Origin of the sequence: Chryseobacterium sp. X308 (assembly GCF_020733145.1) — a bacterium.
Lineage (GTDB): Bacteria > Bacteroidota > Bacteroidia > Flavobacteriales > Weeksellaceae > Chryseobacterium > Chryseobacterium cupriresistens.
Genome location: NZ_JAJFZH010000033.1, coordinates 16,624 through 31,991, shown reverse-complemented (window position 1 = coordinate 31,991; position 15,368 = coordinate 16,624). Strand labels below are relative to the sequence as shown.

The window sequence follows — 15,368 nt, the reverse complement described above, 5'->3', positions numbered from 1 at the left end:
TCGTTGAGTATTGCCGCATGTCTTCTTTTTATATTTCTTTTCCTGTATTATTATAGAAAGCACAAAAGTAAAAATCTGGATAAAATTGATATCCCACATCAGCCATCTGTAGATGAAAGTGCTTTTAAAGAACTTATACAGCTTGCCAAAGAAAATAATCCTGAATTTTTAACCCGTTTCAATGAGTATTATCCGCACTTTTCAGAAGAACTGCTGAAAGTTTCTCCTTTAAAAATATCGGAAATAAGATTCTGTGCCTACATCTATCTGAATTTTTCTACCAAAGAAATTGCTGAATATACTTTTACCTCAGTGAGAACCGTACAGACCAAAAAATATAATCTAAGGAAAAAACTGAATATTCCCGGTGATATGGATATCTATGTATGGTTTTCCAAATTACTGAAATAAACCTTTAAATAGTCATAAAAAACAGAAGCTATCTCATTAATGAAATAGCCTCTGTGCAAGTAAAATGTGTTTTGAACGTTTCGTTTAAAAATGCCTGCAGAAAATAACACAAACCTGCAGGCAGAAGATATCCTAAATATTAAAAACTATTTTCTGATTCTGAAAAAAGTGCTATTTCTTAATTGTTTTAATCGTTTTTGTAATTCCGTTTATCATTTTTAAAGTAACAAGATATAATCCCGTTTTAAGTCTTCAGATACAACTGAGATGAAGGCTGTTCAATCGTTTTAACTGTTTTTCCGGAAGTATCAAGAACCTAAACTGACAATACATTTTTCATAATATGTATGGGGTTTTTAGGGGTTATGTGATAAGATTTTATAATGGGCTATCTTTTAAACTTTGATCAATTTTCTACTTTATATAAAAGCATAGAATAATTTTCGGACAAAAGTAATTGGTAATTCTGTAATTTAAATGGTTTTTGTTTGCGCTTTTGCTATGTTGTGTATGTGATACGTAGGTGGTTTCAGTGGTGTGGTAGAAGGATAGTATTCATATTGTAATTAAGATATTGCTGAATATACCCACACCTCAGTAAGAATTGTGCAGACCAAGAAATACAATCTAAGGAAAAAACTGAATATGCCCGGTGATATGGACATTTATATATGGTTTTCAAAACTATTGAAATAAAGATTAAGAATATTGTGAAAAGCAACAGAGACTATTTCATTTCGAAATAGTCTCTGCTTTTAAATTAACTTCCGATTGATATCAGTAATTAATTTCTTATGGTGGAAATATGGATGTTTTTCTGTCCGTTGGAATCTATAAGTTCAATGTTGTCAATCATTTCATTATAAACTAAGGTAGTGGTATCATTAAACTGATATCCTTCAATAAATACAGGTCTGTCTTTGGGCAGATTGTTCTGCTCATTCAACATTTCCAGAGATAAACTATCTGGATAGCCGGCATTTTTTTTAAACTTTATTTCTATTAGGCCGTTATCAGCCAGATAATCAAACTTCTTTAAATGAGGAGGTAAACTGGCTTTGGTTTTAAAAACGTTTACCTTTTCAATACTGTCCTTATAAAGATCAAACATACTGGCAGTTCCGATGGTGTTATTGTAAACAGCAAACTTTACATAGGTGTTTTTCTGTGCGATGAGCATACCTGAAAAGAACACGAGAAATATATATAATAGCTTTTTCATAATTAAAATTGATATTTAAATGTTTAATTAATTTCTGTTTTTTACCATGATCCATCCCGTATATTTTATCGGAGTCTGTTTTTTGTTGGTCTCATTCCAGCCCATATCAAACCAGTAGTTGCCGGTAGATACTTTCTTGCCGCCAATGCTGCCATCCCATTGATATCCGTTTAATTTGCTTCCTTCGTGGATCTTGCTTCCATATCGGTCATAAATACTGAATGTGAAATTAGGTTTCCCGGCCAAAGCAGAATAATCCAGTACATCATTTATTCCATCACCATTAGGCGTAATGATATTAATAAGATTGGGAACTGTAATTTCTACCTCTACAGGAGTACAGTTATAAGCATCTTTTACATAAAAAGTATTGCTGCCACGCGGAACATTGGTAAATACATTTTCATTCTGCCAGTTGATATTATCCATCGAATACTGATAAGGTGTTGTTCCTCCAATGGCAGTCAGGGTAACCGTATTATTGCTGATGTTAATATCTGAAATTACAGGATTTTCTGATGGATAAACCTTTACGGTTTGTCTTGTCGTACATTCTCTCGTTTTCAGATCTACCCAATAAGTTCCCACTCCCACATTGCTGATGGATGGTGTTGTTGCTCCCGTACTCCATAGATAAGAAGTATATCCGGGGCCGGCATCCAGTGTGGTGGTATTTTCCATACAGATAATTTTATCCTTTAGTACCTCTGAATAGGTAGGAGGGATAACGGTAAGCGTTACTTCGGCAATTCTGTAACATCCGTTGGCATTGCTTACCTTAACGTAAACCACTCCGTCTGGTGCTGTATAATTAGCTGGAGTCAGAATTTCATTGGTTCCGTTATGGGCATCAGCAGGAGAAGGATAATATTGTTTAATAGTTCCAGGTTGTACGTTTACTCCTGCTGAGGTTAAGTTGAATACACCCAGTACAGGATTAGATGGTTCAAAACAAGATCTTAGAGCAGCATCTTTAACGATAGGGCTTTCAGAAACCGTTAAGGTTAAGGTTACCTGTTCACAATCTGTAAAATCAGGATTGTTTCCACAAAACTTATAAACAATAGTGTCTGTACCCATATAGCCGAAATTAGGAACATAAGTAATTACTCCCGCCGGATCAATGGTTGCGGTACCGTTTGCCGGAGGTGTAATAATAGTTACTGTACTCGGAACATAACTTTGAGTTGAATTGGTAAACTGAGGGACTATAGCCTGATAGCCTTCGCAGACAGTCATTGCTTTAGTAGACTCTTCAAGACATGTAAACACTTTGTAAACCGGGGTGATGGCCGGAGTACAAGATCCTACTGCTATTTTTACGGTATAATTTCCGGAAACCAGAGGGGTGTAAGTATTTGCATTGGCTCCTGTAATAGGATTGCCATTCAAATACCACTGATAGCTATCATAGCTGTCATCCACTTCCAAAACAATACCAGGAATACATTCTCCTGTCTGTTTTGCAATTAATGGAATAGAAGAGAACCCTGCAAAATATCCTCCATATCCGGACGTGCTGTATCCTCCATTAATCCCTGCAGTCACAGCTTTATCCGAAATAACCGTTACATTTCCGGTGATAGAAGGGATGGCATACGTTACCCAGCTGTTATTACCTGTTAAGGGAAAAGGACCTTCTGAAGCGAGTGGCGGAACTCCGTTTACGGTTACATTGGCTCCCGCTTCAGTTAAAATATTCAGTTTTACTACAGTTCCGTTCGGAACAGTACTTGTGGTACCTGTGCCGGTTGGCATTTCATTGATCTTTCCGATTTCATCAATTTTTCTGGGTAAAAAACAGTTTAATGGTGGGATGTAGTTGTAACCACAGGTAGCACTGCTGTTATTTACTGAAACCAATTGATACAGATAAACATTTTTTGAAGTCGTTATAAACATATTAAAATGTCCGGAATTTCCCTGCTGAATATAATTGTTCCCGGTGATCCTGTAAAAATCACCACTGTTGATCGTTGCGATAGGTGTAGTAGAACCATTAATGAATATCTGGGTATGGTTTTCCGTTCCAATAATGATACCTCCTTCCAGATCATCAGAGGAAGATCTGGTTCTTACCATGGCAAAAGTACTTCCAAGCCTTTCTGTTGGTACAGATTGATCAAGGATGGCATCAGATCCGGAACTTGTATTATTTCCAAAATTTCCATTGACATTTCCATTGGTAAGCGTAATGGGTTTGTCGGAAACAATTTTGGCTCCAATAAAAGCAGACTGGTTTTGACCTCCCGTTCCAGGACCTCCTGCAAAAATAAAAGACTGTCCTTTATTAAGAGTAATAGTCTGTGTATTGGTAGCTGGTGCTGCTCCAAAGAACGTCACGTTTCCACTCCATGTAGCAGTTACTACAGTATTGTTTTCAGTAGCCAGTATTCCTGCTGTGAAATTATATCCGGTAAGTGATGAGGTTGTAGGAGTTCCGGCCACGTAAAACTCTTTACCAATCCCGGCTTTCCCTTTACTGGTTATAATTTCGGCGTGTGTAGTATTGCTTACTATTCTTAATGAACAGTAGAACGGCTTTGTCCCTTGTACATGTAACCCTTTAGTGATAACACTATAAGCGTCTGATGTAACATTAGCGGCGATAGCAGATATGGGTACAACAAAGGTTTGCGGAGCATTTTTGCTGATTGTGACAGTGCCAATCGGAGTATTGTTATTATTAATTGTAACAACAAAAGGGGTGGCAGAGTCGGTAGACAGATATAATGCCTGTGTATAACTTGTGGAGGCGTAATAAGGTGCAAACCAATGGTCTGTATCCCTTTGAGCCGAAATAGGAATGCTCATTAGGATAAATAATAAACTAAATATAATGTTTTTCATGAATTACAGAATTTTGATTCTAAAAATTGAAATTTCATTGACAAAAGAGATTATGATTCTTTAATAAACTTCTTCTGAACGGTTATTCCTCCATCTTCTATCTCGATCATATACATCCCGTGGATAAGATTGCTCACATCAATAGCATTGTTCAGAATGATTCCACTTGATATCAATCTTCCGGCAGCACTGTAAATTTTATATTGAGCTTTGAAGCTTATGTTTTTTACATACAATACTGAACTTACCGGGTTGGGATAAATGTGGATATCTGCCTGATTTATAGAGTTTGGTACAGGTTGTTTAGATATTCTGACCGTATAATCTTCCACCTCACCTTCTTTGAAATTCGTACAGTTCACAGGAATACCATCCTTCTGTAAAGCGACTCTCATCACAACATATTTATAATCTGTCATACTTATGAAGGCATTGTCAGGAACAGAGAAAGTTGTACTTGCTGTTGGGGTTCCATTAGGTCCGTCTGCCAGAATTCTTTCATTGATGTCAAATTCTCCGTTTCTGTTGAAATCGATCCAGACTGCAACACCAGCGTTAGTTCCTGAACTTAAAGTTTTATCAATGGTAATCTGATTACCTTTTGATCCTTGAATTAAATCAATAAACTTTAAAGGATTTCCTGTGAAATTTGAATACGTAGAGGCAAGAGATTCATTAATCATTTCCTTATTGCCATTTGGTTTTACAGTAACCTTTGAAATAAATTCTGTTGTAGAATTGGCTGCTGACATCGGGCAGTAGATGACGGTTGGAGTTGTAAAATAATACAGTTTTGTAAAATTTCCCGGTACTCCGTTACAGATATTGGCTACCTGCATTTCGTATTTAGTGAGCTCCAGCAAACCCGTAATGGTGTAAGTATTTGTAGGAACTACAACCTCTGTCCAGCTCGGAATACCTACTTTTCTGTACTTCAGTATATAAGTGGCTCCCGGAAAAGGATCCCATACAACCTCTGCCGTTGTTGGCATAATCTGAGTGATCATAAGCCCCGGAGGAGGAATTTCACATATTCTTTCTGTGGTAAATACTTTTGGATTAGACCACGGATTGGCTGTTGTTTCTCCATTACAGATATTGGCAACCTGTACTTCATACGTTTTAAATGAATCAAGATTTTGAATCGTGTATGAATTTGCAGGTGGTTGAGGGATCGTTGGTGTATTCCATGGGCCGGTACCTACTTCACGCCATCTTAAAATATAAGAGGCACTTGGAACAACCGGATTCCAGGTGATCAAAGCTGAGTTTGACGTTACATTACTTATCGTTACAAATGGTGGAGTAGGATCACATCTCGTTGTAAATGTTTTAATAGGCGTGTAAACTCCGATTCCTGTACCGCCACAAACCGCTGCAATTCTTACCTCATAAGTCGTAGCAGGAGTTAAAGCGTTAATTGTTACAGGTGGATTCCCTCCTAAAACAGAAAGGTTTAAAGGAACCCATGCAGAAACAGGGTTTGTAACAGGTCTGTATTCTAAAATAAAAGCATTATTATTAGTAGCAGTTGTCCAGTTGATATTTACAGAGTTATGGGTAATATTGGTGAATACGGGATTTCCGGGTGTTGCATTACTGCATGGTCTTAATCTTACCGCATAATCTTCTACTTCACCATTGGCTGCATCTGCACACATTACAGGAGCACTGGTTCGTTTCATTACCACTCTCATCGTTGTTGTTAAAGATCCTGTATAAACTCCTGTTGAAGGAACATCAAAAGTTGCTGTTATTGGAGTGGTGGTGCTGGCAGCAGACGTCATTATTTTTTCAGCATCTGTGAAAACTCCATCTCTGTTCCAATCGATCCATGCATTGACAGCATCGGCATATTGAGTTCCTGCCCATTCTTTAGAAACTGACAGTTGATTTCCCTGAGAACCGATTTCAAGATTAATAAGGGTAGCAGCAGATGTGTAACTGATATAATTCGTTTGAACTGATGGGTTATCCATTACCGGGAAGTTGACAGGGGTAACTTTCACATTTGAAATGTAATCGTTAATTCCTGTTCCGGTCATACTACAATACGTTAACGGTGGAGTTGTAAAACTTACGCTTGGAGAAAAAACTCCCTGGTTTCCATTACAGATGGTTGCAATTTGCACCTGGTATCCGGTTTGCTCGGTGAGTCCTGTTATGGTATAAAAGCTTTGTCCTACCGGAAGTGTCTGTCCTGTTGCAGATGGAAGCCATGCCCCTGTATTTCCTTGTCTCCATCTGATAATATAAGTAGCATTAGCAGTAGGAATCCATGATACATAGGCAGAATTATGAGTAAGGTTATTCACCGCAATAGTAGTAGGAGCAGCTGTAGTACAAGGCTGTAAATCTATAAATTTCACATAATAATCTTCCACTTCTCCATTGCTGGTGAAAGGTCCGCAGGCATTGGCTGGAGTGAGAGAATATACAATAACACGCATTTTTACTTTACTTGTTCCCAGATAGGCATTGGCAGGAACATCAAATGTAGCAGTAACGGGAGTGGTGCTTGAATAGCCAAGATTCATGATTCTTTCTCCTCCGGGACTCGTTGCCGGATTATTATCAAAAATACCATCCCCGTTAAAATCTATCCATGCATTGGTAGAATAAGTTCCTGATATAATTGACCTTCCTACAGACAGTGTATTATTAACTGAATTTCTCAGGAGTGTAATGGTCTTTGTAGGATCTGTAGAATAATCCGTATATGTTGTTGGCCCTGAGTTATTACTGGTTAAAGGTACATTCGTACCAATCATGGTGATATTGTTGATATAACCGTTCGTAACTGTTGCCGTTGCTCCATTACAGTAAGTCAGTGCAGGTGTTGTAAAACCTACAGGAGCAGAAAATGTCCCTTGCGTTCCACAAATGGTTGCAATCTCTACCTCGTATTGGGTCTGTTCAGTTAAAGAGGTAAGCGTTACACTATTAGTAAAAGGAGTTGTTACATTGATGGTTTGCCACGTAAGGGAAGGAGGTATTCTGTATCTTACAACATATGTGGCATTGGCTGTGGCAGTCCAGGTAACATTGGCTGAAGTTGCTGTAATATTATTTACTGCAATATTGGCTGGAGGAGTGTTGGTACAACTTGGTAACGTTGTTCCTGTCAATTGTAACCTCGGTAATACAGCATATCTGCTTGTTGCAGTTGGAAGATTTGCCGGATCCGGATTGGTCGTTGAATTGTAATAAATCATCCCACGGTTATTTCCTGCAGAATAACTTCCCCAGTTGGCGGTACATGATGTTCCTGTTGAATTTTCATCAACACCTATCACTACATTGCTTACACCATCCCATAAGAATGGTGTGCTTAGAGGAATTTCAACCCATGTCCCAGCTACCATTGCCGGTAAAGTGCCAGAATATACCTGTGTTAAAGATGGGGTAGAGATCCAGCTTGAAGTGGTTGAAAAATCTGTTTGTGAAGTATTCCCCATATACACTACCCATTGATTGTAATTAGCCTGGGTTGCTGCAGTTGTGGAAACAAAAAACCTGATGGCTGTTATATAATTATTGGTTCCTACTGCGGCTCCAATCTCTGAAGCCAAATAAATCTGTTGGGAATAATTAAATCCTGAACAGGAATATACAGGTAAAAAAGCATGAGTAGCCGTACCTCCTCCAATCTGCCCTGGAGTAAAAGGAGCGCCTGCAACCCATGGTGATTTATCCGTTGCAGAACAGACAGATCTTATCCACCAGTAATAGGTAGCACCCGAAGTCAGAGAGCTGATGTTAGCACTTGTTCCGGGATTGGGTGTGCCTGGTGTTGCAGCTGCAGGAGGAGTACTGTTTGTACTGTAATAATATTCATAGCCATTGGCGGGAGCTGGTGCCGGAGCAAGGGGAGCAGTCCAGTTCAGTGTTGCAGAAGTAGGGGCAATATTAGATACAGGCAGAGTAACAGGTTCAAAACATGTAGGAGCTTGTATTACCTGAACTTCATCTAATAATACATCATCATAAAAATCACCATTTCCTGCTACATCCTTATCAACGGTAAATTTTAATTGAATGGTTGCACCCACATAGCTTGCTGCCAGAGGAACACCAACTGTTCTCCATTCAGGAGAATTGGTATCACCAGACCAGACCTGTATCCATCCGGAGCCGTTATTTACAGCAAGTTTTAGCTGATTGTTGTCGGCAGCAGGTACTGTACCGTTGAGTCCGGTTAAATGATCTTTAAACCATTCAAATTTGATATAAGGATTGGTTAACCCCGCTAAGTTGATCTGAGGGCTTATCAGTTCAACTGTGTGTTCACCTGCATAAGGTGAAGATGCATCAACCCATGCAAAAGTTCCGGCAGGTTTCCCTCCGTTTCCGGTGGCTCCATATCCGGCTGATCCGGAAAATTTCCACTTAACATTAGCGTTTGTAGAAGTGGAAGAGGGGTTTTGGCTGATCCAGCATGTGGGAAGTGCTCCACTACTGAATGACTGTAAGAACGGCACTGGAACTGGTGCACAGGTTTGCCCCCGGGCATGTGCAAAAGTCATTAAAAATAAGATAATGGGTAGAATTTTTCTCATATAGTTTCATTTTAAGTTAGAGTCTGTTATTCAATTTACTTAAGTTCTTCTTCGAAAGAAATGGGGAATTCTTCTATAGATTTGGTTCAGAAATCAATAGAAAAATCCTCTGTTTTTCAATCACAGAGACAATAATTGGTTTAAAGTGTATTATCATGTTTCCTTATCACCTCTTTTTATAAAAAGTGATCAACGGATAAACAGAAAAGTAGTAGGGTCTAAGTTGGTGGGAATAATGGCAGCTGCAGAGTTGGTGGTCTTTTTATATTTTTTTATAAAAATCACTCACTTTACTGCACGGGTTGTTGTATTTTTTAATGTGTTTTGATTTCTTTCATTTTTATATAGTTTTCTTAGTTTAGTTTTTATGATTGTGACTTGGGGTAAAAATAATTTAATAAAAACTTAATATGACTATACTTTTGTATAGTTTTAAATCAAAGATTGATGAATTAATAAGAAACTGATCTTCCCAAAATGCTTTCAAAACAGAAAAATACAAGTTTCATTTAAAAATAATGATTTATATAAATATTTTTCTTCCATTCTTTCTCTTTTTTTATCTCCCTACAAGTGCGGAAATGTAATTTTCCGGGTATTGAAAATGTAATAAAATGAAGTTGTATAGATTTTTTTATTATCAAAATAAATGATTTATAGTTTTTAGTTTAATTATAATTAAGTTTTGATAGATTTTTTATTTAGCTTAATTATGAATATGTTTGCAAAAGTCACTTAATAAAAAAGTTTTATATCTTATTATCATGTCAAAAATATGAGTGATAAAAATAATTCATTACATGCCGGAAAGGCATCAGAGAAGTATCTTAATGTACTAAAAGCGGTATCGGAAACCAGTCTGGGCTGTGTTTATATTGCAGATCTTAAAACAAGAAAATTAGAGTTTATTTCTGAGAATCCTCTTCTTTTTTCTGGTTTAAGTGCTGCTGAAGTTGAAAAGATGGGTTATAATTTTTTTCGTAAATACACCAAGAAGGCAGATCTTGACATATTAAAGAAAGTAAGTACCAACGGATTAAAGTTTTTTGAATGTCTTTCACCTGAAGAAAAAAAAGTACATACCATTACCTATGATTTTCATCTTAAATATGCCAACAGTGTAGATGTGCTTGTCAATCATAAGATTACACCTATAGAACTCTTTGATGATGGAGAAATTTCCAAAATAGTCTGTGTAGTGTCCTATTCTCTTAACCGGTCTGCGGGAAATATCAGGATCGTTTCTAATACCTCAGAAACCTATTGGAAGTATAATCTCTTCACTGGAAAATGGACAGAAGAATCTAAAGTTGCCCTAAAATTAAGGGAAATAGAAATAATACGGCTTTATCTTCAGGGATTAAAAATAGAAGAAATTGCAGAACAATTGTTTGTGTCACCAAGTACCATAAAGTTTCACAGAAGCAAATTGTTTGAGAGAATTGGAGTGAAGAATATCATCGAGGCAATATCCTACGTAATAACGAATAATTTGATTTAAACTATACTTTTTTAAATATTTCCAGCTCGAAATCGCTGAGAATCAAAATAGAACGCTCAGTATAACTTACCGTTTTTAATTAAAAACCGGTTGATTTCTGTGTATTGTTTTCTGAACATTCTCCCTCTGCAAAATGATAGAAGGAGAATGCCCGGAACAGCTTAATTAAGCTGATAATTTGTAATTACTAAACTCAGGATGAAATGAACATAATTCTGTTCCACCTCTTTTCTGTTAATCAGTTTGTTTTTGTATTCATAAGAGTTCAGGTCTCTGGATAATTTCTGATATGTTTCAAAATCATCACCCTTTATCTTTACTCTTATATTACCGTCTTTTCTGTTGATAATGACATTATCTAAAGTTCTTACTTTAAATAAAACCTCGCATAATGTAGGACGAGCCTTCATTGACCCGATATATCTTTCAACTATATTAATCTTGAACGAATCAAATATGATATTATTAAAAACGATTTTAGAATTAGGCTCCTGAGTGTTGAGTTCAAGTTTATAGTTCATTACTTTATAAATTTTGGCAAATATAAGTTTAATTATGCCAAAAAACAGACTGTTTTAATAGATCATTCCCATATTAATGATCGAATTTTATTCTGTAAACACAAAATCATGTGAAAATGTGAATATTAGGGCCTTATAAATGAGAGAAAAACAAAAGTGCTCTCAACTTTTTATTTCCTTTTATTTTTTTCATAATAGGCATTTCCGTAATTTTATTGTCTGTATAACAAAATTCATATTAATACCAATATAATGGAAAGATATAGTTATGGGATGGTTGGCCTTGGAGTAATGGGGCGGAATCTGCTTTATAATATCGCTGACAACGGGTTTTCAATCGCAGGATTCGACCTTGATCAGGAAAAAGTGAAAGAATTAGAAGGCGGAGCTGCTTCAGAAATGAAGGTAAAAGGTACAGGCTCTTTAGAAGATTTCGTATCCGCACTGGAAGTTCCAAGAAAAATTATTCTTATGGTTCCTGCAGGAAAACCTGTAGATGCTGTGCTGGAAAATATTACCCCACTTTTAAGTGAAGGTGATATCGTGATTGATGCAGGAAATTCTTATTTCGAAGATACCAACAGACGTGTTGCTGACCTGGCATCTAAAAAACTGCATTTTATGGGAATGGGAGTGTCAGGAGGTGAAAAAGGAGCCAGAACAGGTCCAAGTATAATGCCGGGAGGTGATCTGGAAGCATTCAGACTTCTGAAACCGATGCTGGAAGCCATAGCAGCCAAAGTAGACAACGAAGCGTGCACAGCATATATGGGGAAAGGATCTGCCGGAAACTATGTGAAAATGGTACACAACGGTATTGAATATGCCATAATGCAGCTGATCAGTGAAGCTTATGATCTCCTTAAAAGAGGAGCAGGTTTAAATAACGAACAGCTTTATCAGGTTTTCAAAGAATGGAATAACGGCGAAATGAACTCGTTCCTTATTGAAATTACCAGAGATATTTTCACACAAAAAGATTCGTTAACAGATAGCTATCTTGTAGATCAGATTTTAGATAAGGCAGGAGCAAAAGGAACCGGGAAATGGACTTCTGAACAGGCCATGGAAATCGGAGTCTCTATCCCTACGATTGATATTGCAGTAACTTCAAGAATTTTATCTGCTTATAAAAACGAGAGAGTTCAGGCTTCAAAAATATATGCCGATAACGAAATTGAAAAGCCTGAAAATACAGAATTATTCATTCAGGAGGTTGGCGATGCTCTTTTCCTTTCTACCTTGATCAGCTATGCACAAGGTTTATCTTTACTGGTAAAAGCATCTGAAGAATACGGCTTTGAAATTCCATTGAAAGATGTTGTGAAAATCTGGAGAGGGGGATGTATTATCCGTTCAGTTTTGCTGGAAAAATTCTATTCCGCTTATACCCAAAATCCTAATCTTTCCAATATTCTTATGGATCAGGATATTTCTGAATTGGTAAAATCAAAAATCAAAGCTTTAAGAAAAACAGCAGGATATGCCGTTGCCAACGGAATCTCAAGTTTGGGAATTCAGACAGCTTTAGGATATTTTGATGCATATACTACAGAATCTCTTCCCGTGAATCTTATCCAGGCTCAGCGTGATTATTTCGGAGCTCATACTTATCAGCGTATTGACAGAGAAGGAGTTTTTCATACTTCCTGGCAGAGTGCAAACAACTAAAATTCGGAAAAATGAATCAAAATAAAGTCTTGCAGCCAACAACTATTGTTATTTTTGGTGCTACAGGCGATCTGGCAAAAAGAAAACTTTTTCCGGCATTTTACAACTTATATATCGATGGCAGAATGCCCAAAGGCTTCAATATTGTAGCATTGGGAAGAGCTGAAAATACCAACGAAAACTTCAGAAATTATATCAAAGAAAACCTTGAAAGTTTCTCAAGAAAAAAAGTGACTTCCGAAGACTGGGCAGGTTTTCAGGCTCATATTACTTACTTTCAGCATCAGCTGGATGAAGAAAGTTCTTACGAAAATCTGCAGCAGAAACTGCAGGATTTCGATACCGTTTACGGAATGAGAGCAAACAGACTGTTTTATTTATCCATCGGGCCCAACTTTATTTCTACAATATCCAATCATATCAAAACGACTTTACTAGCTTCTGATCCGAAAAAAGACCGTATCATTATCGAGAAGCCTTTTGGTCACAATAAACAATCTGCTGTTGAATTGAACAGCCTTTTGGCAAAAACATTTGAAGAAGAGCAGATCTACCGTATCGACCACTATCTGGGAAAAGAAACGGTGCAGAATATACTGGCTTTCAGATTTGGAAATTCTATTTTTGAACCTTTATGGGATCATAAATATATAGAATCGGTACAGATTACGGTAGCGGAAGAAGTGGGAGTAGAGACAAGAGGAGCATTCTACGAACAGACAGGTGCGTTAAGAGATATGATTCAGAATCACCTGTTGCAGATCCTGTGTATGGTGGCTATGGAACCACCGGCTTCATTGCAGTCAGGTGAAATCAGAGACAGGAAAGTTGACGTTCTGAAATCAATTCGGAGAATATCTTCCGATCAGGTAGATCATTATGCGGTAAGAGGCCAGTATGGAAAAGGAACCATCAACGGTGTGGAGGTGAAAGGCTACCGCCAGGAAGAAGGAATTGCTCCGGATTCCAATACAGAGACTTTTGCAGCAATTAAATTTTATCTGGATAATGAAAGATGGCAGGATGTTCCTTTCTATGTCCGTACCGGAAAGAAAATGAAAGAAAAGCATTCTTACATTACCATTCAGTTTAAGCCGCTTCCTCACTCAACGTTCTCAGACAGCCCGCATCTTTTATCAGCCAACAGGTTGATCATTAATATTCAGCCCATGATGGATATCAGATTACAGTTCATGACCAAAAAACCCGGGCTGACATTGGATCTGAAACCTGCAGAAATGATTTTCGATAATTTTGCCTGTCAGGAAGATACTCCGGAAGCGTATGAAACCTTGTTACAGGATGCTCTTTTAGGAGATCTTACCTTATTTATGCGTTCCGATCAGGTGGAAGAGGCATGGGATGTTGTGACTACCATACAGGAAGCATGGGAAAATAACAAAGATTTATCTTTCCCGAATTATAAAGCAGGAAGCTGGGGTCCGGAAGATGTTAATGCTTTAGTGGAAAGACAAGGGCACAGCTGGGTATAAAACAAAATAAAATTTAAACAGACAAAATGAATATCACAGTATTTGACGATCTGGAAAAACTGTACACAAAGGCAGCAGATGCATTTGTTGATCTTTCAAAAAAATCTATTCAGAAAAATGGCCGTTTTGTGGTGGCGTTAAGTGGAGGCTCTTCCCCTAAAGCTATTTTCAAATTATTGGCAACACCGGAATATAAAGAAAAGATAGAGTGGAATAAAGTCTACTTTTTTTGGGTAGATGAAAGATGGGTTCCTTTAAACGATGATAAGAGCAACTTCCGGATGACAGATGAGGCACTTCTCAGTAAGGTTCCTGTTGACCAAAGCCATATCTTTCCTATGTATGCCGGAGGAATAACTCCTGAAGACTATGCAAAAACTTATGAACAAAAGATAAGAACTGTTCTTGGTGATGAGGGTGTTTTTGATTTTATCCTGTTAGGAATGGGAGACGACGGCCATACAGCCTCATTATTTCCAGGCGAAGATGTTTTAAATGAAAAAGAAAAATGGGTAGCTGCTTATTATCTTAAGCCTCAGGAAATGTTCAGAATTACATTGACTGCACCCATCATTAATCATGCTGAAAATATCCTGGTTATTGCATTCGGGGAATCTAAAAAGCATGCACTGAATGAAGTATTGAATGGTGAATATAATCCTTCGTTATATCCAATGCAGCTTATTGAGAAGAAGAATGGATTTCAGTTTTTTACAGATGAGAAAGCAAAAGGCTAATACAACTTCAATTTAAAAATAAGAGACTGTCCTTGGACAGTCTCTCTTCATATCAACTATTCTAATACCGGATTCCCGGTATATACAATTTTCTGTAGGTCAAACTAAAATAAGTTTTTAAATAAAAACAGCACCATTAGAGAACTCATGATGCTGCTGCATTTAATGTTTTTACCTTAGTTGCTTTTTGTTCGAAACTTTAATTTTTCAACTCAATGAGTGTTTCTATATAAAAATGGTTATTAGTTTGAAGCAAATATACAAAATAAGACACTTGTAAGTGTCTAACATGAGAAAAAAATAAGAAAAAAAATGATCAACAGTCTGGCAATGTGAAGAAAACCCTTTGTTGAAGGGACTTTTATGAGGCCATGAAATTTAAAAAAATTAAGTTTTAACTGAT

At 37.1% G+C, this 15,368-nt stretch carries 9 protein-coding genes; 5 read left to right on the top strand and 4 right to left on the bottom strand.

The features are described from left to right. Window positions 1–411, top strand: a 411-nt coding sequence (locus tag LIV57_RS21495) for a helix-turn-helix transcriptional regulator (RefSeq protein WP_227944243.1), incomplete at its 5' end; no start/stop codon positions are given. Window positions 412–1,195: 784 nt separating this feature from the next. Here the strand turns inward: LIV57_RS21495 and LIV57_RS21490 are convergent. Genes LIV57_RS21490 through LIV57_RS21480 form a run of 3 tightly spaced genes read right to left on the bottom strand, consistent with a single transcriptional unit; the run spans window position 1,196 to window position 9,042 of the window. Beyond that, window positions 1,196–1,633 carry a hypothetical protein gene (locus tag LIV57_RS21490; RefSeq protein WP_065119658.1) on the bottom strand — a complete coding sequence of 146 codons (438 nt, stop codon included), beginning with the start codon at window positions 1,631–1,633 and terminating at the stop codon, window positions 1,196–1,198. A gap of 27 nt (window positions 1,634–1,660) precedes the next feature. Further along, a complete protein-coding gene (locus LIV57_RS21485; protein ID WP_227944242.1) occupies window positions 1,661–4,483 on the bottom strand; it encodes a T9SS type B sorting domain-containing protein in 2,823 nt (940 codons plus the stop codon). A 50-nt stretch (window positions 4,484–4,533) separates the two neighbouring features. Continuing rightward, a complete protein-coding gene (locus LIV57_RS21480; RefSeq protein WP_227944241.1) occupies window positions 4,534–9,042 on the bottom strand; it encodes a GEVED domain-containing protein in 4,509 nt (1,502 codons plus the stop codon). A gap of 775 nt (window positions 9,043–9,817) precedes the next feature. Between LIV57_RS21480 and LIV57_RS21475 the strand changes: the two genes are divergently transcribed. After that, window positions 9,818–10,543: a response regulator transcription factor gene (locus LIV57_RS21475; RefSeq protein WP_216444421.1), complete on the top strand. Its 726-nt coding sequence runs from the start codon at window positions 9,818–9,820 to the stop codon at window positions 10,541–10,543. Between the two features lie 161 nt (window positions 10,544–10,704). Here LIV57_RS21475 and LIV57_RS21470 read toward each other — a convergent pair whose 3' ends face one another. Beyond that, window positions 10,705–11,064, bottom strand: a complete 360-nt coding sequence (locus LIV57_RS21470; protein WP_034696561.1) for a hypothetical protein — start codon at window positions 11,062–11,064, stop codon at window positions 10,705–10,707. 252 nt (window positions 11,065–11,316) lie between these two features. On the opposite strand from LIV57_RS21470, the gene gndA reads away from it, so the two are divergent. From gndA to pgl, 3 genes are read left to right on the top strand one after another with little or no spacing between them, the layout of a single operon-like run. Next, window positions 11,317–12,735: an NADP-dependent phosphogluconate dehydrogenase gene (gene gndA, locus LIV57_RS21465; protein ID WP_227944240.1), complete on the top strand. Its 1,419-nt coding sequence runs from the start codon at window positions 11,317–11,319 to the stop codon at window positions 12,733–12,735. 11 nt (window positions 12,736–12,746) lie between these two features. Then, window positions 12,747–14,228 (top strand): glucose-6-phosphate dehydrogenase, encoded by a 1,482-nt coding sequence (zwf, locus tag LIV57_RS21460; protein ID WP_227944239.1) that lies wholly within the window; start codon window positions 12,747–12,749, stop codon window positions 14,226–14,228. Between the two features lie 26 nt (window positions 14,229–14,254). Beyond that, window positions 14,255–14,965, top strand: a complete 711-nt coding sequence (gene pgl, locus LIV57_RS21455) for a 6-phosphogluconolactonase (protein ID WP_227944238.1) — start codon at window positions 14,255–14,257, stop codon at window positions 14,963–14,965. Window positions 14,966–15,368: the final 403 nt, after the last annotated feature.

What these genes read in the sequence shown, in the direction of transcription:
- LIV57_RS21490 (WP_065119658.1), bottom strand. Translation starts at nt 1,633, where the DNA reads ATGAAAAAGCTATTATATATATTTCTCGTGTTCTTTTCAGGTATGCTC.
- LIV57_RS21485 (WP_227944242.1), bottom strand. Translation starts at nt 4,483, where the DNA reads ATGAAAAACATTATATTTAGTTTATTATTTATCCTAATGAGCATTCCT.
- LIV57_RS21480 (WP_227944241.1), bottom strand. Translation starts at nt 9,042, where the DNA reads ATGAGAAAAATTCTACCCATTATCTTATTTTTAATGACTTTTGCACAT.
- LIV57_RS21475 (WP_216444421.1), top strand. Translation starts at nt 9,818, where the DNA reads ATGAGTGATAAAAATAATTCATTACATGCCGGAAAGGCATCAGAGAAG.
- LIV57_RS21470 (WP_034696561.1), bottom strand. Translation starts at nt 11,064, where the DNA reads ATGAACTATAAACTTGAACTCAACACTCAGGAGCCTAATTCTAAAATC.
- gndA (WP_227944240.1), top strand. Translation starts at nt 11,317, where the DNA reads ATGGAAAGATATAGTTATGGGATGGTTGGCCTTGGAGTAATGGGGCGG.
- zwf (WP_227944239.1), top strand. Translation starts at nt 12,747, where the DNA reads ATGAATCAAAATAAAGTCTTGCAGCCAACAACTATTGTTATTTTTGGT.
- pgl (WP_227944238.1), top strand. Translation starts at nt 14,255, where the DNA reads ATGAATATCACAGTATTTGACGATCTGGAAAAACTGTACACAAAGGCA.